Genomic DNA, 22,672 nt, shown 5'->3' on the forward strand with positions numbered 1-22,672 from the left:
CATATCCCTTGCTGGCTTTCGCCTTGCTCTTTCCGCTCGGGATGCTGCTGGCTTGCCTCTGGCCAATGGCAATACTGCGAATGCCTTCGTATCTGGCGTTTGCTCCGATTCCTGCATTTGTGGCCGTGCTCCTTGTCTCCGACGATTCCCCGCTTGTCGTCGGCCCCGCCCGTCTGCATTTGACTTTCGCTCTTGATCTCCCCGGGGCGCTGCTGCTCGGCGTTGCTGCGCTGCTGTGGATCACGGCCGGGGCCTACGCATCGCCCTATCTGCAGGGCAGGCCGAACCGCGGGCGGTTCGCCGTGTGCTGGCTCACCGCACTGACGGGGTGCATCGGTGTCTTTCTCGCTGCCGACATGGTAGGTTTCTATTTGTTTTTGGCGATGCTGACGCTTGGCGCCTGTGGCCTCATCATCCAGCATGAAACGGCCGATGCGTGGCGGGCCGGGGCACTCTATATCGGCCTTGGATTGCTGGCGGAGACATTGCTGCTCATCGCCTTCGTGCTGCTCGCGATGAATATTCCCGGCGATGGGCTGCTGATCGGCGATGCCGCTGCCGCACTCCCGACGTCGCCGCACCGCGACCTGATCATCGGCCTGTTGATCGCAGGCTTTGGCATGAAGGCAGGCCTTGTTCCATTTCACGTCTGGATGCCACGGGCATATGCAGCAGCGTCGGCGCCGGCTGCCGCTGTTCTGAGTGGTGCAGCCGTCAAGGCAAGCATCCTCGGAATGATCCGCTTTCTCCCCCTCGATACGGCGTTGCCCCATGCAGGGACGTTGCTCGCAGCTGCAGGCTTGTTCGCGGCGCTCTACGGGGTGGTCATTGGAATGACGCAACGCAGGCCCAAGGTTGTGCTGGCCTATTCCAGCGTCAGCCAGATGGGATTCATCGTGGCCGTTATTGGTATGGGCACGATCGCCGGAGATGGCCGCGCTGCACTGGCGGCGATCTTCTATTCTGCGAACCACGTTCTGGTCAAAGGCGCGCTGTTTCTCTCCGTCGGCGTGATCGCCGCGACCGGTCGCCGATATCTGTTGCCCATCCTTCTCCCTGTGGCGATCATTGCCGTCGGCCTTGGCGGTCTCCCGCTGACCGGCGGTGCCCTGGCAAAAATCGTGGTCGACGGACCGCTCGGGGACGGAGCCGCCAACACGGTTGCAACGCTGTCTGCTGTCGGCACGACGCTGCTCATGCTGCAGTTCGTGCGAGGCCTGGTGACGACGGCATCAACGGAATACGAGGCGACAGCGGCGCCGAGCTTGTTCTGGCCATGGCTGTCGACCGCCGTAGCGTCGCTCATCGTACCATGGGCGCTATTCCTCGCGGTCCCCGAAGGAATGTTGCCCAATCCTTTGGCGCCCGAACTGCTATGGAAAGCCCTGCTTCCAGTTTTGTTGGGGGCCATACTGGCCGCAGTGCTGTGGCGCTGGGTGCGACGGCTGCCCCATATTCCCGAGGGGGATATCGTCGTCGTTCTGGACAGGTGTGTGAAGATCGCTCCAGCCTGGGGCAGGACCATCGAGCAAGCGGAAGGCACGCTTCGCCAATGGTATGTGGCTGGAATTTCACTGCTCGCACTGACAGTGGCTCTCGGAGCGGCACTGTTGGCCCAGTGATCATGCCGAAGATCGGCATCTCTAGGATGCACCTGATCGCGTCAGGCTGACATCGCGGCCAAATTCTTTATGCGAGCGACGACGTGCTGTCGAAGTTCGACACGCTGCCGGGACGATACACCCAGAAGGTCTGCCGCACGCCAGATCAGATTCTCTTCAAATTCGTTGACCCGCTGATCCGCGTAAACGGTCTCCCACATCAGTTGAACGATCCGTCGACGTCCATCGTCATCGAGGAACTCGTTGAGTTGCCGGGTAAAGCGATAAAGATCGACTGCGCTACGAGCGACTGCATCTGCATCAACGAGAAGCTGAACCGTAGCCGCGTCATCCAGCCCATAATGCGATCTGAAAATGGCATGCAATCTGACGCGCCTGATATCCGATAGCTCGCTATCGACGGTGGCAACGCGGATGAGCAATGCCGCGGTCACGATGAGAAGCTCTCTCTGCTCGACGTTTTTCCGTTGATTGGCGTCTTCCATCGCACGCGAGATGAACGCCTTGATTGATCCAAACATCACCCGACCATTCTCTTCAGAGACAACGACGACGGCGCTCTTGCGGCCGGCCATCCGGGCCCGCGATATCTGGGAAGTTTCAGGAGCGGTCGCCTGAGCTGAAGATGGCGTTTGTCCATCGGCGCCGCCACTTTCTTACCGAATTTTAAAGTTTCCGGATTCGGCCAAAAGCGAGGCAAAGCAGCCGTAGTTGTGGCGCTCCGGCCTCTGCGCATGACCTGGAATTTTCCGCGGGGACAGGCGTTGCTGCGCGTACCTGAATCCAGATCAATGTTCCCCGGCAATCCGGGTACTCATCATGACCTCTTCAGGGTTTTTCCCGATTAACTATTGCGTGCTGACGGCTAGCCTCGTCCGGCAGAAGCCTGGTTATTTTGTCGCGGCTCCGAGAGGGAAGCAGATGTTCAGTATTCGCATATTGACGGTGGCATGCGCCTTCCTGATCCCGCAGATGTTATCCGCACCGGCTCACGCGCAACAGCTTTTCCGCGTCGGCGGACTGACATGCAGCACCGGTCCGAGAGTCGGGCTGGTTCTAGGCTCACGCCAGGAGATGCAATGTGTCTTCCTGTCCACTGTGGCTGCGCGGCAATATAGTTACAGGGGCACGATCAGGCGGGTTGGCCTCGATGTTGGCGTAACCCGAGGAGGGACACTGTTCTGGGGCGTCTTTGCGCGGAACAGTAATATCGGCCGCGGTACGTTGAGAGGCAGCTATGTCGGGGCAAGCGGAAATGTTGCCATCGGCCTGGGTCTTGGCGCCAATGTCCTCGTCGGCGGATCACGCCGTACGATCACGCTGCAGCCGCTCTCTGTCGAGGGCCAGATCGGATTGAATCTGGCACTGGGCATATCCAATCTCGTTCTTCGATAGTCGGCATTTATCATCGGTCATCGCTTTATCGGGCAGGTTGAGCGGTCTTTGCGGGGGTGAGAATGCTCTCACCGATCCGGCCGACCATATAGGGGAAGAACGGGTTTGATGACGCCCGCATCAGCGAGTCGAGGCTGGCGATCAGTACATTGCGTTCGCCGCGCGGCGCCAGGGTACCGAGGTTCTCGCCAAAATCCTCGGACTTGTCCGGCTCCGCCCCATAGAGAGAATCGCTGACCGGAAATGGCAGCGCCACGTGTGATAGCGAATAGAAGCCCCGTGGATAGTTCAGGCCGAGCGGGCGGGAATGCTCGTCGACGGTGCCGGCCTCGGTCACACGCTCGATCACGTCGTCATTATTGTCACCGGAATTGGTAATGACGGCGAGGCGGTAGCGCCGCGGGCCGGCGGGTACAATGCGCGCCAGCGCGGTGTCGGTGCTGGTGCGCAGCAGAGGGCCAAATCGGGCGGTGCGGTTGACGTCGAACAGAACGAGTTCGCTCCCATTGGCCGGCAGATGGGCATAGAGATCGGAGACGATGGCCCGCGTGCTGACGGTGAAATCCATCAGCGACTGGAATGTCAGGATGGGTGGAAACCGGCTCAGTCTGCCTTCGCTCGCGTAGCGCGCGAGCCTCCGTTGCAGAGCCCTGGTCAGAAGATGCGATTGACGCGCGCCATTCACCGGAAATGAATTGTACTTGAAGGGATTGAACTCCGGAACGACGTCGAGCCAAGCGGCCTTGGCGAAGGCGGGCAGAATTGCCGGAAATCCTGCAAGGCCGGCAAACCGTGCAAAACTCGTGATACCCACCATCGGCGAGATCAGTATCAGGCGGTCGGGTCGTGACAGTTTTTCGTCGTCGATGGCATCCAGCGCATACATGATGGCCAGCGCGCCGCCATTGGAAAATCCAACCAGATGCAGCGGCACAGGCGACTCCATATGCTTCTTGACTTCCCGCACCGCGAGCCGCGTTGCAGCCAACCAGTCTTCCCACGCGACGTCGGTCAGCGCGGCCGGAACCGTGCCATGTGCCGGCAGCCTTGGTACGATCGCCAGGAAGCCTTGATCGCGGTAGAAGCGCGCAATATGGCGTTGGCTGTAGGGAGAGTCCGTCAGGCCATGAAGCAGCACGACCGCTCCGATCGGCTTCCCCTTCGGCTCCAGCACAAAGGATCGGTTGAAGTCCTGCACGAAATGCGGGGGATAGACTGGGCTGCCTTCGAAATACCGATTGGGTGGCACACGTTCTGTCGCATCGAGCTTCTGCGATACCTCGCGCCGGACTTCGTCGAAAAGCTCCGCCTCAGCCGCCATGTATTGCGCCCAGTCGGCGGTATCCAGCTTGCTCGCATGGAGCTCATGCGGAACGTAGGTATGCCATGTCTCGAGTGGCAGTCCGCGCTGCGAATCGTAGATGCGGACAGCGAAGATCGTCATCAGCGCGATGCCGAAAAACGCCATTAGGATCTTTGCAAATCTGAAGATTCTGGCCCGCACGACCGAACCCCGTAAATGACGACGTGGTGCAGGATAGTCCGGAAAATTTGAAGCGCGACAGGAGATATAAGGGAAAGCACCTGAGCGGGTATCGGGCTTTACCCTGATAATCGGTAACTTCTTCGGCGACGTCTAGATCCGCGCATGCGACGGCAGTCATATGCAAAGCCGTCAGTTAGCCCGGCAGCCGAAGATCCGGTTGCCGTTCTCGTCGAGAACGAACACCAGATGGGACCCGCAAAGCGCGCCGGCCTTGCCTAGTTCCGTAGCAAGGGCGCGCGCTTGCGTGATCGCAAGCTTCGGATTTGAAAGGCGGCTTCCGACCTCGTCGGGAACAACTTTCGGCCCGTCCAGGATATGGAAAAAGTATCGCATCGCGCTCCAATAATTTGGAAGAGCCGCGTGTCCCAGTGAATAATTAGTAAGGCGCTGACACATGCGATGGCGCGTCATGTGCACCGACCAAGGGTTTTCCCCGATAGCCATGGTTCTGGATGTGCATTTCAAATCGGAACGCGTGCGGGGGCCACAGCATCAATTGTCAGGGAGTTACGCATGCGAAGGATCTCAGCCTTGCTCGTTCTACTCGCGCTGTCTGCAGTGGTTCCGCTGGCGGATGCGCTTGCCCAAAGCGCAGCAGGACGCGGCGCTGTGTCCGGTGCCATCATTGGCGGCGCCGTCGGCGGCCGACGCGGTGCGGCTATTGGTGCTGCCACCGGAGCGGCCGTGGGGAGTCACAGGCGGCATTGGCATAACCGGTATTACTGGCGCCATGGTCGTTGCTGGGTCCGCACATCGAGCGGAAGATCCCACCCGGTATCGCATCGCTATTGCAGGTGAGCGATACGATTACACCGTTTCGCCTGCGATCGTCATTCCAGCGCATCACGATCTTGCGCTGTCATCGCAGGGTGATTCCGCGGCTCGGATCAGGTCAACACCCGATATCGTGATGCAATCGCGTCATCCATTATTCCGACGATTGAAAAGGAGGATGCGATGCAGAACCTGAAGAAGCGTTTCTTATTATCCCTGCTTGTTTCCACGATCGTGGCAAGCGCGAGCATGGTATTCGTCACCACGCAGAGCGAAGCCAAGGGGAGGGCGTGGTGCGCCAAATCACAGTCGCGGGGCACCGATTGTAGTTATGACACGATCGACCAATGCCGTGCAGCGGTCAGCGGAACAGGTGCCTCCTGTCGCAAGCGCGTCCGTTAAGGCGTAGTGTCGTTTTTGAATCGGCAGCCGTCGCCATGTCATCTGGCGACGGTACCTTTATGCACAGACGAAGCGGCGCCCTTACGGCAAGGGCCTCCGTCAAACAGATCTTTGCTGCGATACGACTAAACAGCGGGCATTGGCCGCATATCGCAGCGTCTTGCGCTCTCTTTATTCCGCCGCGACTGCGACCTGACCCAGCCTGTCGAAGACGACATCGCCGCCGAGAATGGTGAGATCGCAGCGGGTGTCTTTCTCGACTTCCTCGGGCGCGCAGGTGAAGACGTCGTGGCTGAGCACGGCGATATCCGCGAGCTGGCCCGGCACCAGGCGTCCGACGCGCTCCTCGGCGAATTGCGTATAGGCGCCGAAATAGGTGTAGGCGTGGATCGCTTCCGCCATCGACAGCTTCTGTCCTTCGCCAAGCACCGTATGGCGGTTGGACATGCGCGTCGTCATCGTGAACAGGTTCTTGAAGGGATCGGTGGTGGACACCGGCGCGTCGGAGCTTGCGGCCGGATGCAGGCCGGCGTCGAACCACTTGCGCATGGGATAGGCGACATCGGTGCGCGCCTGGCCGAGATTGGTGATGTAGAGATCGCCGAATTCATACATGAAGACCGGCTGCGGCACCGGATCGATACCCGAGGCTGCCATGCGTGCGATCTGGCTGTCGCTCAGGAAGCCGCAATGCTCGATGCGATGGCGGCGGCCAAGGATCGGATTGTCCGCCGTACCGGCCTTCTCGATTCCTGACAGCACCTGTTCGATGGCGGCGTCGCCGATGGCGTGGATGGCGAGCTGGTAGCCGAGATTGTGATAATGCGCGAGATAGTCGTGCATTTCCTTGTCGGTGTAGCAGAAGATGCCGCGATTATCGGGATCGCCCACGAGATAGGGCTCCGACATCGCGGCGGTGAGTCCGCCCGCGCTGCCGTCGCCGAACACTTTCATCGCGCCATAGCGCAGCAAGCCGACCTCGCGGCCGAAGCGATAACCGGCAGCATGGGCCTGATCGCCGATGCCGTCGGTGTTGCCGTAGATACAGACCCAGGTGCGGATCGGCAGCGTGTTCGATTTCGCAAGATGCTCGTAGGCGTCGATCTCGTCCATGCCCGCGGCCATGCCGACCGCGGCATCCATCACGCTGGTGAAGCCTTGCTCGAGCATGAACCGGCTGGCGCGGTCAATCGCATCGCGCAGGCGCTCGGCGCTTGGCTTCGGCGCGGCGTCGACGATCAGGCGCAGCGCGCGTTCGGCGAGCAGGCCTGTGAGCTTGTTGTCGCGGCGCTCGATCATGCCGCCGTCAGGCTGCGGCGTGTTGTGGCCGATGCCGGCCGCGCGCATCGCCTGCGTATTGATCACGGCGACATGGCCGCAGGTCCGCTTGAGATAGACCGGATTGTTCGGCGCAACCTGATCGAGCTCTTCGGCAGTGGGGTGTCGCTTTTCCGCGAGCTCGTAATGGTCATAGCCGCGGCCATTGATCCATTCGCCGGGCTTGGCCGTCTTGGCCTTCTCGGCGACGCGGCGCAGGATTTCGCCGATCGAGTTGGCGCCGGTTTCCGGCCGCAGATTGATTTCGGTCATGGTCAGGCCGAGCGGCAGCAGATGCATATGCGCATCGTTCAGGCCCGGGATGGCGGTGCGGCCGGCGAGTTCGATGATGCGCGTATCCGGCCCGGCAAGCTCGGCGATTATCTCGGCCGAACCGGTCGCCAGCACGCGTCCCGATGCGATCGCGATGGCTTCGACAAAGCCCTCGTTGAGACCACAGAACACGCGTCCTCCGGTCAGGATGAGGCTTGGCTTTTCCATCTTAAGTCTACCTTTTATTCACGGGATCGAGTGCAGCGACGGGTACGCCAAAATTATTCAGCGGAGCAAGATCGCAGATTGTGCAGTGTGAGCCTGCAGACGGGGCAATGCGCCGCATATCGCGCTTTATGTTGGAGTTTTTCTCGCAGGTCAGGAATTAGACACCTGCCATGCGCGTCACGCAGCGACATTTGCGTGAGGCGCACGTCGGTGTAGGATTCGCCTGATGTCTGGAGCCGGTGTGATGACGACCAATACTCAAGCTGCAACGCGTGCGACGGCCGAAATCCCGAGCATCCCCTGTGACGCCGAGGGTCCGGTGTTTCGCGAGCCGTGGGAGGCCCAGGCCTTTGCCATGGCCGTGACGCTGCATGAGCGCGGCGTGTTCACCTGGATGGAATGGGCTGCGGCGCTGGCTGCCGAGATCAAGCGCGCCCAGGCGGGCGGCGATGCCGACACCGGCGAGACCTATTACCGGCACTGGCTAGCGACGCTGGAAAACCTCATCGCCGAGAAGGGTGTGACGACGGCGGATGCGCTGCATCGCTACCGCGATGCCTGGGACCACGCCGCCGATCGCACGCCGCATGGCCAGCCGATCGAACTGACCCCGGCGGATTTTGCGCATCACGACTAGCGGTCGTGCGATTACTTCAGCGCCTTCACCACCGCATTGAAGAACGCATTGTCCGCCACCGCCGGGTTCACCATCGTCGGTGGCTTCGACCGCGCGCTCAGCACCGCGCAGATCACGCGATGCTTGGGATTGATATACATCAGTTGCCCGAATATCCCGCGTGCGGTGAAAGCGCCGTCATCGAGCGAGCCGTCCGCGCCCGGTACGATCCACCACATATAGCCGTAATCGACACGCTGGCCGTTGATCTCACGCGCGGCGCCGGCCGCACGCATCCAGCCTTCCGGCAGCACGCGCTCTCCATCAATCACGCCGTCATCGAGAATGAAACGGCCGAAGCGTGCATAGTCGCGCAGGGTGGCAAACATCCCGCTGCCGGCGACTTCCAGTCCGCCCGGCGCTTCCAGCCACCAGCATCCATCGGCTTCCATGCCGAGCTTCGACCAGATCTTCTCCGAGAGATAATCGCTCAGCCATTTGCCGGTGGCCGCCTTCACCAGCGCGCCGACCACATGGGTGTCGCCGGTCGAGTAGCACCATTGCGTGCCGGGCGCCGCGGCGCGCGGACGCTCCGCCATGTAGCGCATGATGGCGCCGGGCTGCTGGGCCACCTGCAATTCGAGCAGCTTGCGGCGTTCGGACTGTGCGTCGGTCTGGTCGTCGCTCCAGCGCACACCTGACGTCATCTGCATCAGCGTCTTCACGCTGACACCCTCGAAGGCGGTGCCGGAAAATTCGGGAAGATAAGTCACCAGCGGATCGTCGACGCTCTTGATATACCCGTCCTGGATGGCAGCGCCGATCAGTGTGGTGCTGAAGGATTTCGCCATCGACATCGACAGCCAGCGTGTCGATGCCTCGATACCGAGATCGTAATGTTCGAGCAGAACCTCGTCGTCCTTCATCACCAGAATTCCGGCGACGCGGTTGCGCGAAACATAGTCGTAGATGTCGTAACTCGCGCCATTGGAGACGATCGTAAAGTCAGGCAGCGTGTGCTTGCTATAGATCAGTGGCCGCACCGGTGCGCCCGCCTTGATGGTGCGCGTCGCGAAATTCATCTCGGGCGTGACGAAAGTCCGCAGATGATCGATAGGCATCGATCGGCCGGCATAGGAATTGATGATCGCGTCGGTTGCGGTCTGGTTTGCGGTCTTGGGGCTCGTCGCGGAAGCCTGACGAATGGTGCTGTTGGCTTCGCCTGCACCCGGCGCCACATCTGTCACAGTCAAAGGTCTGTCCTGCATCTTCGGGCGCGTCGATGCGCTCAAGGATTTACTATGGCAGGGCAGAAGGACTGTCGAGGGTGCCAATGTTGAAATGCGCGGTGCGCCGGCATCACCGGCGCATTACGCTGATTGATGTCAAACCGGTCCGGTGTCCTGATGCGATAGTCAGCGAACCGCCGTCGTGTTCGAACTGGTGAGCGCGGTCGGCTGACCGGCCTTGATGACGCGGGCCGTCTGGGTGCCGTCGCTGGTGCCCGTGCGGGCGGCGATGCCGAAACCTGCAACCGCGATGCCGGCAACCAGGGCGACAACGACGATCTTCAGATGCGTGCTGCGGTCTGCGCTGTGGATCGAGTGGTTCATGGCGGCCTCCTGCCGTCTACGCGGCTACTTGTTGCATGGAGGTGTAGTCCCGGCCGGTTTCCAGCCGATGGCGTCTGTGTAGAAAATTGTTTCGTGGAAGCGGAGATTTGTTTCGTCGCGTAGCCGGATACTTACGAATGCAGCGGTTTTGGCGCCTTTGGCGGTATCGCGTCATACGTATTGTTCGATGCCGGGGAATCTCGACCCCCCGCTCGTCATTCCGGGGCGCGGCCGGCACTTGCCGGACGCGAACCCGGAATCTCAGAGAGTTTTGCGCTGAACAGGTCGAGATTCCGGGTTCGTCTGCGCGAAGGCGCGCAGCCGCCCGGAATGACAGTTTGGAGCGGCAAGACAGCGCCAAACATATTTTCCTATCTTCCATTGACAACATCCCTTCTTGGATTATATTCTCCTTCGTCCGGTCCCGATGAGAGGGGCGAGCGCGATCGTCACGTTCGCGGGGCTGGATGCGGTGGACGCCGGAGATGCGGCGTTACGCGGTTCATGGGTGACGTCTGTCTTCGGGCAGGACGGATCTGCGCCAGCACTGCCACTGGCAAGGAGACGGCCGATCTTGGGATGGAAAGACTCCCTGGACAGTGTGACGGACGACCAAGTCAAAACGTGTTCGGCCTAGTCGCTTGAGGCTCCCTTCCCATCGCCTTGGGACTTTAATTCGCGATCGGAGCGTTCGTCGAGGCAAAGTGCAAGCAACCGAAAAAACACCGCAGGCGGAACGTCGGGCACTTGCCTGACGCCTCCGAAAGTCCTGATGCACTCTCAATTGCGGAAGACCGCATCGCATCAGGCCCAAGGGTGCAACGGGCACCCGGCGTTCCGCACGCCCTCTTGATTGAGGGTGGGAAGGAATGCGCAAAACTCGGACGCGCAAGCGCCGCGAGAATGCGAGCGTGTGTTTCCACGTCACCGAAGCAGCTACCGCCACCCCACTCGATTTAGGTAAGCACTCCTGCTTGTTATTGCGGAGGGCGGCCTTCAAAACTCCTCCTCGAAGGGCTCATGGGCAGACGAGGATCACATGATCATCAAGCCCAGCGCATCGTGGCACACCCGCTCGACCCTCAGCAGGTTGGCGCACATTCTCGAACGGACCGGACTCGCTTTGGTTGGGGCTGCCTGCGGGCTGTTCGTTGCCGAGGTTGGCCGCTTCATCGAGGTCATTGGCTCGGGTGAAGTCGTGTTCGCCATGATCATTTACGGGGCTACCGGCTTCTATCTCGGAATCGATCTGCCCCAGGTTCCTGCCGATTACCGCATGCATCTGCCGCTATGGCGCGGGTTGGGCAACAGTGCGGATATGGTGGAGCTGCTCACTGCGGCCGGTACCTTCATCACATCGGTGACGGCGATCACGTCAGTCTCCAGTATCATTCTGGGTGAAACCGTGCGCCCCAGGACGGCTGGCATCATCTGTTTGAGCTGGGCAATCGGCGCCACCATGCAGATCGCTGCCGGTATCATCGCGCGAATAGAGTTAGGCCGTGCCGTGAAAATGGCGAAGCTCGCGCTGTTCTCCCGGTGAAAGGTCAGGACAATCCCGGCTGACGGAGGTCGAACATGCCGCTCTATATGTATCAGGCTGCCTACACGCCGGAATCATGGGCCGCGCAAATGAAGAATCCGCAGAACCGCGTTGAATCCGTTGGACGGCAGACGACGGAGGCCGTCGGAGGAACATTGATCGGAGGTTGGTATTGCCTGGGCGAATATGACGTGATGCTGATCGCCGATGTGCCGGATATCGAGAGCATGGCGGCCATCGCCGTCGCGATTGCGGCGGGTGGCGCCATCAAGTCCAGCCAGACGACTGCATTGATGACCGGGGCGGAACTTGTGGCGGCCCTGAAGAAGTCGGAGTCCGTCGTCAAGGGTTACAAGCCCGCCCGATAGACATCGGTGGCTTCGAACGCCGCTATCGCCCTGGCGTCGCATTCACTAGCGCGAGGATCTCGTCGCCGTAATGCTCCAGCTTCTTGTCGCCGATCCCCGGGATTTCGCGGAGCTGGTCGAGCGTGGTGGGATGTTCGCTGGCGATGCCATCGATGGTGGCGTCGTGTAGCACGACATAGGCCGGGACGTTGCGCTTCTTCGCGACTTCGGAACGCCAGGCGCGTAGCACGGCGAGCAGATCGGGATTGGCGTTGTCGCTGCGCGGTGCCGCGAGATCGCCGCGGCGGGATTTGCTGCGCGGGGCGCGGCCGGTGCCGCCGGTCTCCTCGCGAAACATCAGCTCGATCTCGCCCTTCAGCACACCGCGCGCTTCTTCGGTGAGCTTCAGCGCATTGAATGCGTCCGCATCCGCATAGAGAAAGCCGCGCGCCACCAGTTGCCGCATCACGGCGCGCCATTGTTTCTCGGTGAGCTCGCCGCCGATGCCGAACACCGACAGCTTGTCATGGCCGAATTGCTTGACCTTGTCGGTGAGGCGGCCGATCAGCACGTCGACCAGATGCATGGCGCCGAATTTCTGCCCGGTGCGATAGGCGCAGGACAACAGCTTCTGCGCGGCGACGCTACCGTTCCAGACTTTCGGCGGCGAGAGGCAATTGTCGCAATTGCCGCAGCGCGTGCCGGTGGCCTCTTCGCCGAAGTAACCCAGCAGCCGCGTGCGCCGGCAATCGACGGTTTCGGCGAGGCCTACCAGCGCATCGAGCTTCCCGATCGAGACGCGCTTGAACGTCTCCGACCCCGTGGACTCGTCGATCATGCGGCGCTGCTGCACGATGTCGGAGAGACCATAGGCCATCCAGGCATTGGACGGCTTGCCGTCGCGTCCGGCGCGGCCGGTTTCCTGATAATAGGCCTCGATGCTCTTCGGCAGATCGAGATGGCAGACGAAGCGCACGTCGGGCTTGTCGATGCCCATGCCGAAGGCGACGGTGGCGACGATCACCACGCCGTCTTCATTGATGAAGCGATCCTGATTGGTCTCACGCAGGCGTGCGTCGAGCCCGGCGTGATAGGGCAGCGCGAGGATTCCGGCCTTGTTCAATGCGGCGGCGGTGTCCTCGACCTTGGCACGCGACAGGCAATAGACCACGCCGGCCTCGCCGGAATGCCGGTCGCTGATGAAAGCCTGCAACTGCTTCTGTGCGCTGGTCTTGTCGACGATCTCGTATTTGATGTTGGGCCGGTCGAAACTCGCCACGAAATTCGGTGCGTCTTCCAGGCGGAGGCGTTGCACGATCTCCTGCCGGGTCAGATCGTCGGCAGTGGCCGTCAGCGCAATGCGCGGAATGTTCGGGAACCGTTCGGCGATGACCGAGAGGCCGATATATTCGGGCCTGAAATCGTGGCCCCATTGCGCGACGCAATGCGCCTCATCGATGGCGAACAGGGCGATCTTGGCGCGGCCGAGCATCGACAGGCACCGCGGCGTGACCAGACGTTCAGGGGCGACGTAGAGAAGGTCCAGTTCTCCGGCGAGCAATTGCCGCTCGACCTCGTTGGCTTCGTCCCAAGACAGGGTGGAATTCAGCACCGCCGCCTTGACGCCCGCCTCAAGCAGGCCCGCGACCTGATCGCGCATCAGCGCAATCAAGGGCGACACGACGATACCGCAGCCCGGGCGCAGCAAGGATGGCAACTGGTAACACAGCGACTTGCCGCCGCCGGTCGGCATCAGCACCAGGCAATTGCCGCCATCGGTCACGTGGCGAACGATATCTTCCTGTGCACCGCGAAAACCCGGCAGGCCGAACACCGAATGCAGCACGGACAATGCGTCCGAGGTCTGGAACACGTCTGGCTGATTTTTCGATTGACGCGAGGCGCCGGCGGGAACGGACATGGCGCAGGTCTATTCCTGATTCGAGGGTCGCGTATATCCCGGGAAACGCGTCGTTCCCCCAGGAGAACGCGTCATTCCCGAGAGAATGCTTCATTCTCTATGGCATCGCGACGTTTCGCCTTGATCGCGCCGCTTTACCCCTGTCGATGATCCGTTCTAAGAGAATGAGTGCGCGACCGCGCCAGCGTCGCTGCAACCGGGCAAAAAGAAAAGCCGTATGCCATTCATTTTGCGAATCTTTTCTTGGCTTCTGAACCGTCGCCGCGGACCCAAGATCCGCTGGCACGCGGCCAATGAGAATGCCGCGCGCAAAGTGCGCCGGAAATTCAAAAAGGGGCCAAAGTCCGCGATCCTGTCCCATGTCATCGCGCATCGGCCGTCCGTGACGCTGGTCGGGCGGCTGCCCGCGGTCGAAATCTGGAACCTGTCAGATCCGAAGCGTGTCGCGCTGCTCTATCTGCAGCATGGCCGCCGGTTGCGGCTGCCAGCGCCAAAGGCGTTGATGGACGATGCCGTGAAGCGGGCCCGCGCCGCGGAATAGTGGACGTGGTCCACGCGGGGCCACTTGTGCCGTGTGGCGTCATGGGCTTGACGGGCCAGTTCCGAGCGGGGATGGTCGCGCCCGGGTCACTCCGTTCCACACTCAATGAAAGACTTCTGCATGATCAAGCGTCTCGGTCCCGGCAAGCGTCTCAGCCAGGCTTCCATCCATGGCAACACCGTCTATCTGGCCGGCCAGGTGCCCGATGAATATTCGGGCGACGTCAAGACGCAGACCAAGCAGGTGCTCGACAAGATCGATGCGCTCCTAAAGGAAGCCGGCACCGACAAGAACAACATCCTCAGCGCCACCGTCTGGCTGCCGAACATCAATGACCGCGATGCCATGAACACAGTGTGGGATGCCTGGGTGCCCGAAGTCGGCCCAGCGCGCGCCTGCGTCGAGTCGAAGCTCGCCGACCCCGCCATCAAGGTCGAGATCGCCGTTATCGCAGCGATTCCGTAAATCATGCCTCCCGTTGCCATTGCGGTCGCCCCCAACGGCGGCCGCAAGGTCAAGGCCGACCATCCCGCCGTGCCGCTGACGCCGGCGGAGTTGGCGGTGACGGCTGCGCATTGCCTTGAGGCAGGCGCGGCGATGATCCATGCCCATGTGCGTCATCCCGACGGCAGTCACCTGCTCGATGCGGCGGCCTATCGGGACGCCATCGCGGCGATCCGCAGCGCGGTCGGCGACAGGCTTGTCATCCAGATCACCTCCGAGGCGCTCGGCAAATACACACCGGCGCAGCAGCGCGCGGTGGTGCAGGCGGTGAAGCCGGAAGCGGCGTCGCTGGCGCTGCGCGAACTGGTGCCCGATGCCAGCGAGGAGCAGGCCTTCGCCGATCTGCTCGGCTGGATGAAGCGCGAGCGCGTGACACCGCAAATCATTCTCTACGATGCGCAGGATGCTGCGCGGCTGGCCGAGTTTCGCAAGCGCGGGCTAGTGCCGTTCGAGAAGCTGCCAGTGTTGTTCGTGCTCGGCCGTTATACGGCGGGGCAGACGTCACACCCGGCCGATCTGCTGCCGTTCGTCGTATCCGGCGCGCCAACATTCGAACACTGGAGTGTCTGCGCCTTCGGTGCGCAGGAGACGGCCTGCGTCACCGCGGGCGCATTGCTCGGCGGCCATATCCGCGTCGGCTTTGAGAACAACGAATTGCTGCCGGATGGCTGCCGCGCCAAAGGCAATCAGGATTTGGTTGCGGCGGCGCGACGCGCGATCGAGGCGGTTGGGCTGAAGGCGGCGACGGCGGATGAGCTCAGGGCCGCGACCGCGGAGCTTCCCTAACCTCTCCCCGCCTTTTGCGGGGAGAGGTCGCCGCGTCTTCGCGGCGGGTGAGGGGCGGCGCGCTGTAGTCGTCGCACAATCGCATTCACGGTTCGCACCGATCCCGACCCGATAGACCATGCGAGATGATAGGCCGTTACCTTGCCCCTCATCCTGACCTTCTCCCCGCGCAGTTCGGGGAGAAGGAGCGCACTGCCGGCGCCAGGACTACTCACTCAAACCACGGCCATTCCGCGCCGCCATCATGTGTGACGGCGCCGCCGGGGGCCTGTCCGACGAGCTTGGCATATTTCGCCAGCGCACCGGCGCGGTGACGCGGCGGGCGCTGGGTCCATGCGGCCTTGCGTGCGGCGAATTCGGTATCACTGATCATCAGATCCAGTCGCCGCGCCGGCGCGTCGATGCGGATCTTGTCACCATCGCGCACCAGCGCGAGTGGGCCGCCGATATAGGCTTCCGGCGAGACATAGCCGATGCACATGCCGCGCGTGGCGCCAGAGAAGCGCCCGTCGGTGATCAGCGCGACCTTCTCGCCCATGCCCTGGCCGTAGATGAGCGCGGTGACCCCGAGCATCTCGCGCATGCCGGGGCCGCCGACCGGGCCTTCGTTGCGGATGATGAGCACGTCGCCTTCCTTGTAGTTCTGGTCCTTTACCGCGGCGACGCAGCTTTCTTCGTCTTCGAACACGCGCGCCGTGCCCTCGAACACCGTCTTCTTCAGACCGGCGACCTTGATCACCGCACCATCGGGGGACAGGTTGCCCTTCAACACCGCGACGCCGCCATCGGGCATGATCGGCTTTGCTGAGGAGTAGATGATCTCGCCATCGGCCTTGTTGGCGTTGCCGTATTCTTCCGCGATGGTTCGGCCGGTGATGGTCAGGCACGAACCGTCGATATGGCCGCTCTCGACCAGTGCACGAATGACGACCGCCGTACCGCCGATATCGTAGACATCCTTGGCCACATATTTGCCGCCCGGCCGCAGATTGCCGATCAGCGGCGTGCGCGCGAAGACTTCACCGACATCGTCGATGGTAAATTTGATACCGGCCTCGTTGGCGATGGCCGGCAGATGCAATGCGGCATTGGTCGAGCCGCCCGTGGCGGCGACGATGGCCGCGCCGTTCTCCAGCGATTTGCGGGTGACGATGTCGCGCGGCAACGGGCCGCTCTTGCGCAGCATCTCCATCACCAGACGTCCGGCGCGCCGCGCGAATTGCGCGCGTTCGGCATAGACGCCGGGGATCATCGAGACGTTGGGCATGGTGATCCCCAGCGCCTCGGAGACCATCGCCATCGTATTGGCGGTGAACTGGCCCGCACAGGCGCCGATGGTTGGCAGGCACGCGCGCTCGATGGCCTCCAGCTCCTGCTTGTCGATGTCGCCGGTCATGAAGGCGCCGACGGCTTCATAGGAATCCAGCGCAGTCAGCGTCTTGCCCTTGTGTAATCCCGGCAGCGCGCTGCCGCCATAGATGAAGATCGACGGCACATTGCAACGGACCATGCCCATGATGACGCCGGGCAACGTCTTGTCGCAGCCACCGAAGCCGATCAGTGCGTCGTAAGCGAGGCCGTGCATCACGGCTTCGATACTGTCGGCGATGATTTCGCGCGACAGCAGCGAGAACTTCATGCCCTCATGGTTCATGCTGATGGCATCGGAGACCGAGATGGTCGAGAACTCGCGCGGCGTGCCGCCGGCTTCGGAAATACCGGTCTTGGCGGCGTCGACCTGAAAGTCATGGGTCATGTTGCAGGGCGTCTGCTCGCCCTTCATCGACACCACGCCGATCATGGGTTTTGCGATCGCCTCGTCGTCGAGGCCCATGGCGCGCATGAAAGCGCGGTGCGGGGCACGGTCGAGGCCGTCGGTGGTGACGCGGGATCGCAATTTCTTCATGGGGCGTATCTTTCCGTTTCTTGGTCTTGTCGTCCAATGCATTGAGGCCACGCCGTGGGCGTGGCCTCAGGACATCATACAATGAGATGTCGCGTCTTGCTCTACTGGATCGGCGCCACGATGGTCGGGTGCTTGAACTGCATCGCGTCCATCTTCGGCAGCATGCCGGCCTCGGTATAGATATCGAGCATCTTCTGCATGGCGGGGAAGTTCGGTGCTGCGCCCGGGTCGCGGGCGAAGTCGTTCTCCTTCAGCAGATAGGTTTCCAGCACCGGGATCGGCGCCTTCATGACTTCGTTGACGACCTTCAGCGTTTCCTCGCGGTTGGCCAACGCTTTCTTCATGCCAAGGGTGATGTCGGCGACATAGGCCTTGGCGAGTTCGGGATTCTTGTCGACGAAATCGGCGCGGCAGGCTTCAAGGATATGCACGATGTTCGGCATCGCTTCGTTCAGCGAGAACAGCTTGCGCGTGCCGCCCTTAGCTTCCATGCGCGCGGCAAATGGCTGGTTCATGTTGATCGCGTCGACGCGGCCCTGGCGCAGCGCATCCTCGGAAGCTGCGAAGCCGATCTCGATCAGCTTGACGTCCTTCTCGGGATCGACGCCGGCGCCCTTCAGCAGCATCTTGAACGGCCCGTAGGTGCCGCCGCCAATGACGGAAATGCCGACATTCTTGCCCTTGAGATCGGCGATGGTCTTGATCGGCGAGTCATCCTTCACGGCCCAGTAGACCGAGAAGCTGCCGGGCTTTTCCGACACGTGCTGCGCGACGATATAGGCCTTGAGGTTGCCGCCGTTGACGCCGTTGGCGAGCGACAGCACGCCCTGGGTGGCGCAATCCAGCGCGCCGGCGGCGAGCGCCTGCGTCATCGGCGAGGTGCCCTGAAACTGGGTCCATTCGATATTGTAGGTCTTGCCGAGATTGGTGAACTCGGTCGGGCGCTTCATCATCCAGTATTTGGATTCTTCGGCCGGAATGGTCCAGCCGACCTTGATGGTCGGAATCGTCTGCGCCTGTGCCGCACCCGACAGCGCCCCCGCCGCGAGAGTCGCCGCCATCAGCCACTTCGAAGAACCCAGCTTCATGCCCGCTCACTCCGTTTGATGATGGCCAGACACGGCCAAAAGAAAAGCCCCACTGTCTTGAAGCCTTTCATGCTTCAAATATTCTGGCAAGCGAGGTGCGTGCCCAACATTCATTCGTGCTGTGGCGCAACATTTGGCAGTTGCGCAGGCGCTGATATCATCGTTGCTGCGGCTGCGGACGCAGCGTAGATAGCTCGCAGATGCGAGCAGCGTGGCTCGGCGGCAGAAGGACAACGGCGTCAAAATGGTGGATACAGCGGGCGGCAAAGAGAAGCTCGGTTACCTCGGCCTCGGCCTGATGGGACTGCCGATGACCAAACGGTTGCTGGGCGCCGGTTACGATGTGGCCGTCTGGAATCGCTCGCCCGGCAAGGCCAATGCTCTGGTGGAGGCCGGTGCGAAAGCAGCCGCCAGTCCACGTGATGTCGTCGCTCATGCCAGCATCGTCTTCATGTGCCTCACCGATGCATCGGCGGTGGAGGAGGTCGTGTTTGGCGACAACGGCCTGTCCGGCGCCGATGGCAACGGCAAGCTCGTCGTCGATTTCTCCTCGATCCATCCGGACAAGACGAAGTCCATCGCGGCGCGGCTGAAGGCGGCGAACGGCATGGGCTGGATTGATGCGCCGGTGTCGGGCGGCACCAAGGGCGCTGAGGAAGCCACGCTGGCCATCATGGCCGGCGGCACCGCCGCCGATGTCGAACGTATCAGGCCTTATATTCTGGCGATGGCGCGCAACTTCACGCATATGGGGCCGACCGGCGCCGGGCAGATGACCAAACTCTGCAACCAGGTGATCGTCGGCTGCGCCATGGCGGTGCTGGCCGAAGCGACGCGGCTTGCCGTGAATGCCGGCATCGACGCCAAGCGTCTGCCGGAGGCGCTGGCGGGCGGTTTTGCAGACTCGATCCCGCTGCAATTGTTCGTGCCGCGCATGGCGCAGGGCATTCATTCGCCGCCGCTCGGCCACATCCATACGATGCTCAAGGATCTCGATACGGTCGTCGCCGTGGCGCAGGACACATCGACGCCGGTGCCGATGGCGGCGCTCGCGGCGCAGATCTTCCGCATGGGCAAGGCGGTGCGCGGCGCCGATGCCGACGCGCTGGAGATCTACAAGCTGTCGGCACCCAAAGAGTGAAGATCAAGGAATGAAGGTTCTGGTGATTGGCGCGGCCGGCATGATCGGCCGCAAGCTGTGTGAGCGGCTGCTGAAGGACGGTCATGTCGGCGGTGGGGAAATCGGCGATCTGGCGATGGCCGATGCGATCCCCAGCGATCTGGTCGGCGCGCGCAGCATCATGGTCGATCTCGCAAAACCGGATGCGCCCGCAGCACTGCTGGCGTCAAAGCCCGACCTGATCTTCCATCTTGCTGCGGTCGTCTCAGGCGAAGCCGAGCAGAATTTTGACAAGGGCTACGCGGTCAATCTCGACGGCACGCGCAATCTGTTCGAGGCGATCCGCGCGATGGGGGGCGGTTATCGCCCTCGCATCGTCTACACCTCGTCAATCGCGACCTTCGGCGCGCCCTATAACGGGCCGATCGCCGACGTTTTTTTTCATACGCCGCTGTCGAGCTACGGGACGCAGAAGGCGATCTGCGAATTGCTGCTGGCGGATTATACGCGGCGCGGCTTCTTCGACGGCATCGGAATTCGCCTGCCGAATATCTGCGTACGGCCGGGCAAGCCCAATGCGGCTGCGTCGGGTTTCTTCTCCAATATCATTCGCGAGCCGCTGGCCGGGCGTGAGGCGGTGCTGCCGGTAACCGACGATGTAGGTCAGACCCATGCCAGTCCGCGCGCAACGACGGAATTCCTGCTTCATGGTGCGACGCTCGACAGCGCCAAGCTCGGCGCACGCCGCACGGTGATGATGCCCGGCGTACGGGCATCGGTCGCCGACATGATCGCGGCGCTACGTCGTGTGGCAGGTGACAGTGTTGTGACACGCATCAAGCATGTGCCAGATCCCGCCACTATGGCGATGGTTGCCGGATGGCCCACGATGTTCGATACCAAACGTGCGCTGGCGCTAGGCTTTCAGGCGGAACAGAGTTTCGATTCCATCATTCATGCTCATATCGAGGATGACCTCGATGGCGTCTTTGTGCGTTAGCGGTTAAGGACAATCATGGCGCGCGATATCATCATGGCGGCGGGAGGCATTGTCGTGCGGCGGGGCGAGACGCCGCTGTTCGCTGTGGTGTGCCTGCGCAAGCGCGGCGACTGGGTGCTTCCAAAAGGCAAGCTCGACAATGGCGAGACGCCGCGTGATGCGGCCGAGCGCGAGGTGCTGGAAGAGACCGGTCATGCTGCGTCGGTGCATGACTATCTCGGTGCGCTGGCCTATCCGCTCGGCGAACGGACCAAGGTCGTGCATTTCTGGCATATGGAGGCCGCGCCCGCGCCGTCACGCAAGCTGATGAAGGATATCAGCGAAGTCGCGTGGTTGCCATTTGACGCCGCCCTGGCGCGGCTGACGCGCAGCCATGAACATGCGTTCCTCGCGCAGGTCGGGCCCATGGCGCTGGCGGCAGCAAGGGCAGCGCCGGTCGTGGATGGCGAGCCGGTGCGGCCAATTGCCGTGGGGCCTGTCGCCGTGCGACGTGACACGGGGTTCTTCGCGAAGATCCGGAACTGGTTGAACGGGTAAGTTCTCTCGTTGCAGCGATGGCTGAAGCGGCGGGCTCAGTGCGTGTTGGTCGCATCATCGAAGCGCAGCACATTGCCGAACGGGTCGGTGATCTTTGGGCCCCTATCGGTCGGACTCGGGCGCGCGAAGCGGGCCTGCTTGTCATGCAGCTCCTTTGCGAAAGCCGCGATATTGCTGCCGCGGATATAGACCACGGTGCCCGGCGTGCCGTCGCCATAGTGTTCGCTGAGATGCAGCTTCACGCCGCCGAGCGATACCTGCATGTAGAGCGGGGAGTCCGGCTCGTAACGATGTTCCCAGTCGATCGCAAAGCCGAGGAAGTCGACATAGAACTCCTTCGCTTTAGCAATGTCATAGATGCGCAGAACCGGAATTGCCGGTTCGAAAGTGACGTCGGTCATCGCTGTCTCCCGCTCGTGGCGTAGGGGAGATTATCGCAGCGAAGTCGTCATTGACTAGATCGTGCGGCTAGGCGCCGCGCATGATCACGCCGTACCAGCCGAGACCTTTGTAAGTCTCATAGCCCGGTGTGGCATGGAAGGCGACGAGGCCGCCCGAACGGTCGTGATAGAAGCCGCTGCGGCGGCCGTTCAAGGCCAGCGGGATGCGTTCGGTGAGCAGGCCCTGGCCGTCGGACGAGGCGATGACGCGCAGGTTCGAATCCACCAGCAGCACGCGCGTCTTGTCGTCGTCGACGCGAACGCCCTCGACGATGGCGCGCGCCTGAGCTTCCCAGTCGAAATGAATCGCGAGCACGCCGATGGCGCGGCCATTGGCCTTGCCGCCTTCGCGCACGCTGGCGCAATAGGTCGCGACCTGCGCATTGTTCAGGAGCGGCTGGCGCTCGACGTCGCCCGCGGTGTAGTCGTCGCCGGAGCGCAGCGTACGGGCATCGCGAAACCAGGCGGTGCCGGCGATGTTCTGGCCCGTCACATTGAAACGATCGCCACGGCCACTGGCGATGACGTTGCCCTGCATGTCGCACAGCCAGAGATCGAGATAGACGGTGTAGGCGCCGAGGATCACGGCGAGCCGCTCCGATACATGGGCGACGGTGGCGTCGCTCGGTGCGGCCGCGCAGTCGACGACGGCGGAGTCGGTCGCCCACCAGCGGACGTCGCAGGTCCGCTCATAGAGATTGCGGTCGATCAGCTCGATGGCATTCAGCGACAGGTCGACCATGCGTTCGCCGCGCGAGCGTTCGGTCATCTTCTCGATCGACGCCATCAGGCTGCCGGTGCGGGCTGTGAGCTGGGATTCCAGATCGCGCGCGATGGTCTCGACCTGCTGGCCGACATTACGCACTTCCTGCGCGACGACGGCGAAGCCCGCGCCCTGCGCGCCGGCGCGCGAGCTTTCGATCAGCGCGTTCAGCGCCAGCATCTTCATCTGGTTGGTGATGTGCTGGATCGACCTGGTCTTTTCGCAGGCGATCTCGTTGACCTCGGCGGTCAACCGCCCGATCAGCGCGGAGATATCGGAGCTATCGTCGTTCTCTCCGGTTGCATTGGCATGCGCAGAATGACTGCTGCGGTTCATTGCCAAGACCATCGTCGTATCCCCGTTGACAGCAATCAGTTACCTCCCCGTTAT

The 22,672-nt window shown here is 62.0% G+C and carries 23 protein-coding genes; 12 read left to right on the forward strand and 11 right to left on the reverse strand.

Annotated elements, in window-relative coordinates; translation table 11 throughout:
* The first annotated feature begins 8 nt into the window (after window positions 1-8).
* On the forward strand, window positions 9-1,622 hold the full coding sequence (locus tag LPB73_RS27560) for a proton-conducting transporter membrane subunit (RefSeq protein ID WP_231078842.1): 1,614 nt from the start codon (window positions 9-11) through the stop codon (window positions 1,620-1,622).
* Between the two features lie 41 nt (window positions 1,623-1,663).
* Here the strand turns inward: LPB73_RS27560 and LPB73_RS27565 are convergent, their stop codons facing one another.
* On the reverse strand, window positions 1,664-2,197 hold the full coding sequence (locus LPB73_RS27565) for a TerB family tellurite resistance protein (RefSeq protein WP_231078843.1): 534 nt from the start codon (window positions 2,195-2,197) through the stop codon (window positions 1,664-1,666).
* Between the two features lie 244 nt (window positions 2,198-2,441).
* Between LPB73_RS27565 and LPB73_RS27570 the strand changes: the two genes are divergently transcribed.
* The gene (locus LPB73_RS27570; protein WP_349768796.1) at window positions 2,442-3,017 is read left to right on the forward strand and encodes a DUF992 domain-containing protein; all 576 of its coding nucleotides are present in this window, start codon (window positions 2,442-2,444) and stop codon (window positions 3,015-3,017) included.
* A 25-nt stretch (window positions 3,018-3,042) separates the two neighbouring features.
* Here LPB73_RS27570 and LPB73_RS27575 read toward each other — a convergent pair whose 3' ends face one another.
* Window positions 3,043-4,485 carry an alpha/beta hydrolase gene (locus LPB73_RS27575; protein ID WP_231078844.1) on the reverse strand — a complete coding sequence of 481 codons (1,443 nt, stop codon included), beginning with the start codon at window positions 4,483-4,485 and terminating at the stop codon, window positions 3,043-3,045.
* Between the two features lie 207 nt (window positions 4,486-4,692).
* Entirely contained in the window at window positions 4,693-4,896 is a 204-nt protein-coding gene (locus LPB73_RS27580) for a DUF6894 family protein (RefSeq protein ID WP_231078845.1), read from the reverse strand.
* A 624-nt stretch (window positions 4,897-5,520) separates the two neighbouring features.
* Here LPB73_RS27580 and LPB73_RS29260 point away from each other — a divergent pair.
* On the forward strand, window positions 5,521-5,739 hold the full coding sequence (locus LPB73_RS29260) for a DUF3551 domain-containing protein (RefSeq protein ID WP_089263548.1): 219 nt from the start codon (window positions 5,521-5,523) through the stop codon (window positions 5,737-5,739).
* Between the two features lie 171 nt (window positions 5,740-5,910).
* Here the strand turns inward: LPB73_RS29260 and LPB73_RS27585 are convergent, their stop codons facing one another.
* Window positions 5,911-7,557 (reverse strand): amidohydrolase, encoded by a 1,647-nt coding sequence (locus LPB73_RS27585; RefSeq protein ID WP_231078846.1) that lies wholly within the window; start codon window positions 7,555-7,557, stop codon window positions 5,911-5,913.
* Window positions 7,558-7,801: 244 nt separating this feature from the next.
* Here LPB73_RS27585 and LPB73_RS27590 point away from each other — a divergent pair, with 244 nt between their 5' ends.
* On the forward strand, window positions 7,802-8,194 hold the full coding sequence (locus LPB73_RS27590; protein ID WP_231078847.1) for a nitrile hydratase accessory protein: 393 nt from the start codon (window positions 7,802-7,804) through the stop codon (window positions 8,192-8,194).
* Between the two features lie 11 nt (window positions 8,195-8,205).
* Here the strand turns inward: LPB73_RS27590 and LPB73_RS27595 are convergent, their stop codons facing one another.
* Together LPB73_RS27595 and LPB73_RS27600 are read right to left on the reverse strand one after the other, a co-directional pair.
* Window positions 8,206-9,420, reverse strand: a complete 1,215-nt coding sequence (locus LPB73_RS27595) for a serine hydrolase domain-containing protein (RefSeq protein ID WP_231081270.1) — start codon at window positions 9,418-9,420, stop codon at window positions 8,206-8,208.
* Between the two features lie 168 nt (window positions 9,421-9,588).
* Window positions 9,589-9,786 carry a hypothetical protein gene (locus tag LPB73_RS27600; RefSeq protein WP_089263559.1) on the reverse strand — a complete coding sequence of 66 codons (198 nt, stop codon included), beginning with the start codon at window positions 9,784-9,786 and terminating at the stop codon, window positions 9,589-9,591.
* Window positions 9,787-10,825: 1,039 nt separating this feature from the next.
* Here LPB73_RS27600 and LPB73_RS27605 point away from each other — a divergent pair.
* Window positions 10,826-11,329 carry a hypothetical protein gene (locus LPB73_RS27605; protein ID WP_210269244.1) on the forward strand — a complete coding sequence of 168 codons (504 nt, stop codon included), beginning with the start codon at window positions 10,826-10,828 and terminating at the stop codon, window positions 11,327-11,329.
* Between the two features lie 35 nt (window positions 11,330-11,364).
* Window positions 11,365-11,697 (forward strand): GYD domain-containing protein, encoded by a 333-nt coding sequence (locus LPB73_RS27610; protein WP_184512264.1) that lies wholly within the window; start codon window positions 11,365-11,367, stop codon window positions 11,695-11,697.
* A 22-nt stretch (window positions 11,698-11,719) separates the two neighbouring features.
* Here the strand turns inward: LPB73_RS27610 and recQ are convergent, their stop codons facing one another.
* On the reverse strand, window positions 11,720-13,597 hold the full coding sequence (gene recQ, locus LPB73_RS27615) for a DNA helicase RecQ (protein WP_231078848.1): 1,878 nt from the start codon (window positions 13,595-13,597) through the stop codon (window positions 11,720-11,722).
* 313 nt (window positions 13,598-13,910) lie between these two features.
* Here recQ and LPB73_RS27620 point away from each other — a divergent pair, with 313 nt between their 5' ends.
* The 3 genes from LPB73_RS27620 (at window position 13,911) to LPB73_RS27630 (ending at window position 15,428) form a co-directional block, all read left to right on the forward strand.
* On the forward strand, window positions 13,911-14,138 hold the full coding sequence (locus LPB73_RS27620; protein ID WP_147421582.1) for a hypothetical protein: 228 nt from the start codon (window positions 13,911-13,913) through the stop codon (window positions 14,136-14,138).
* A 120-nt stretch (window positions 14,139-14,258) separates the two neighbouring features.
* On the forward strand, window positions 14,259-14,603 hold the full coding sequence (locus LPB73_RS27625) for a RidA family protein (protein WP_120288051.1): 345 nt from the start codon (window positions 14,259-14,261) through the stop codon (window positions 14,601-14,603).
* A 3-nt stretch (window positions 14,604-14,606) separates the two neighbouring features.
* Window positions 14,607-15,428, forward strand: a complete 822-nt coding sequence (locus LPB73_RS27630) for a 3-keto-5-aminohexanoate cleavage protein (RefSeq protein ID WP_231078849.1) — start codon at window positions 14,607-14,609, stop codon at window positions 15,426-15,428.
* Window positions 15,429-15,639: 211 nt separating this feature from the next.
* Here the strand turns inward: LPB73_RS27630 and ilvD are convergent, their stop codons facing one another.
* Together ilvD and LPB73_RS27640 are read right to left on the reverse strand one after the other, a co-directional pair.
* Window positions 15,640-17,334, reverse strand: coding sequence for a dihydroxy-acid dehydratase (ilvD, locus tag LPB73_RS27635; protein ID WP_231078850.1), 1,695 nt, complete (start codon window positions 17,332-17,334; stop codon window positions 15,640-15,642).
* A gap of 101 nt (window positions 17,335-17,435) precedes the next feature.
* Window positions 17,436-18,395, reverse strand: coding sequence for an ABC transporter substrate-binding protein (locus LPB73_RS27640; protein ID WP_414716920.1), 960 nt, complete (start codon window positions 18,393-18,395; stop codon window positions 17,436-17,438).
* A gap of 271 nt (window positions 18,396-18,666) precedes the next feature.
* On the opposite strand from LPB73_RS27640, the gene LPB73_RS27645 reads away from it, so the two are divergent.
* From LPB73_RS27645 to LPB73_RS27655, 3 genes are read left to right on the forward strand one after another with little or no spacing between them, the layout of a single operon-like run.
* Window positions 18,667-19,563 (forward strand): NAD(P)-dependent oxidoreductase, encoded by an 897-nt coding sequence (locus tag LPB73_RS27645; protein WP_231078852.1) that lies wholly within the window; start codon window positions 18,667-18,669, stop codon window positions 19,561-19,563.
* A 10-nt stretch (window positions 19,564-19,573) separates the two neighbouring features.
* The gene (gene denD, locus LPB73_RS27650) at window positions 19,574-20,542 is read left to right on the forward strand and encodes a D-erythronate dehydrogenase (RefSeq protein WP_231078853.1); all 969 of its coding nucleotides are present in this window, start codon (window positions 19,574-19,576) and stop codon (window positions 20,540-20,542) included.
* 15 nt (window positions 20,543-20,557) lie between these two features.
* Window positions 20,558-21,079, forward strand: coding sequence for an NUDIX hydrolase (locus LPB73_RS27655; RefSeq protein WP_231078854.1), 522 nt, complete (start codon window positions 20,558-20,560; stop codon window positions 21,077-21,079).
* A 35-nt stretch (window positions 21,080-21,114) separates the two neighbouring features.
* On the opposite strand, the gene LPB73_RS27660 is transcribed toward LPB73_RS27655, so the two are convergent.
* The gene (locus tag LPB73_RS27660) at window positions 21,115-21,480 is read right to left on the reverse strand and encodes a glyoxalase superfamily protein (RefSeq protein WP_231078855.1); all 366 of its coding nucleotides are present in this window, start codon (window positions 21,478-21,480) and stop codon (window positions 21,115-21,117) included.
* A 67-nt stretch (window positions 21,481-21,547) separates the two neighbouring features.
* Entirely contained in the window at window positions 21,548-22,630 is a 1,083-nt protein-coding gene (locus tag LPB73_RS27665) for a methyl-accepting chemotaxis protein (RefSeq protein WP_120287443.1), read from the reverse strand.
* Between the last annotated feature and the right edge of the window lie 42 nt (window positions 22,631-22,672).

The organism is Tardiphaga sp. 37S4, from assembly GCF_021044645.1.
Taxonomy (GTDB): domain Bacteria; phylum Pseudomonadota; class Alphaproteobacteria; order Rhizobiales; family Xanthobacteraceae; genus Tardiphaga; species Tardiphaga robiniae.

Coding starts and splice junctions, on each gene's coding strand:
- LPB73_RS27600 (WP_089263559.1), bottom strand. CDS start 9,786: ATGAACCACTCGATCCACAGCGCAGACCGCAGCACGCATCTGAAGATC.
- LPB73_RS27640 (WP_414716920.1), bottom strand. CDS start 18,395: ATGGCGGCGACTCTCGCGGCGGGGGCGCTGTCGGGTGCGGCACAGGCG.
- LPB73_RS27570 (WP_349768796.1), top strand. CDS start 2,442: ATGACCTCTTCAGGGTTTTTCCCGATTAACTATTGCGTGCTGACGGCT.
- LPB73_RS27590 (WP_231078847.1), top strand. CDS start 7,802: ATGACGACCAATACTCAAGCTGCAACGCGTGCGACGGCCGAAATCCCG.
- denD (WP_231078853.1), top strand. CDS start 19,574: ATGAAGGTTCTGGTGATTGGCGCGGCCGGCATGATCGGCCGCAAGCTG.
- LPB73_RS27655 (WP_231078854.1), top strand. CDS start 20,558: ATGGCGCGCGATATCATCATGGCGGCGGGAGGCATTGTCGTGCGGCGG.
- LPB73_RS27575 (WP_231078844.1), bottom strand. CDS start 4,485: ATGGCGTTTTTCGGCATCGCGCTGATGACGATCTTCGCTGTCCGCATC.
- ilvD (WP_231078850.1), bottom strand. CDS start 17,334: ATGAAGAAATTGCGATCCCGCGTCACCACCGACGGCCTCGACCGTGCC.
- LPB73_RS29260 (WP_089263548.1), top strand. CDS start 5,521: ATGCAGAACCTGAAGAAGCGTTTCTTATTATCCCTGCTTGTTTCCACG.
- LPB73_RS27630 (WP_231078849.1), top strand. CDS start 14,607: ATGCCTCCCGTTGCCATTGCGGTCGCCCCCAACGGCGGCCGCAAGGTC.
- recQ (WP_231078848.1), bottom strand. CDS start 13,597: ATGTCCGTTCCCGCCGGCGCCTCGCGTCAATCGAAAAATCAGCCAGAC.
- LPB73_RS27605 (WP_210269244.1), top strand. CDS start 10,826: ATGATCATCAAGCCCAGCGCATCGTGGCACACCCGCTCGACCCTCAGC.
- LPB73_RS27660 (WP_231078855.1), bottom strand. CDS start 21,480: ATGACCGACGTCACTTTCGAACCGGCAATTCCGGTTCTGCGCATCTAT.
- LPB73_RS27665 (WP_120287443.1), bottom strand. CDS start 22,630: ATGGTCTTGGCAATGAACCGCAGCAGTCATTCTGCGCATGCCAATGCA.
- LPB73_RS27645 (WP_231078852.1), top strand. CDS start 18,667: ATGGTGGATACAGCGGGCGGCAAAGAGAAGCTCGGTTACCTCGGCCTC.
- LPB73_RS27565 (WP_231078843.1), bottom strand. CDS start 2,197: ATGGCCGGCCGCAAGAGCGCCGTCGTCGTTGTCTCTGAAGAGAATGGT.
- LPB73_RS27585 (WP_231078846.1), bottom strand. CDS start 7,557: ATGGAAAAGCCAAGCCTCATCCTGACCGGAGGACGCGTGTTCTGTGGT.
- LPB73_RS27610 (WP_184512264.1), top strand. CDS start 11,365: ATGCCGCTCTATATGTATCAGGCTGCCTACACGCCGGAATCATGGGCC.
- LPB73_RS27580 (WP_231078845.1), bottom strand. CDS start 4,896: ATGCGATACTTTTTCCATATCCTGGACGGGCCGAAAGTTGTTCCCGAC.
- LPB73_RS27625 (WP_120288051.1), top strand. CDS start 14,259: ATGATCAAGCGTCTCGGTCCCGGCAAGCGTCTCAGCCAGGCTTCCATC.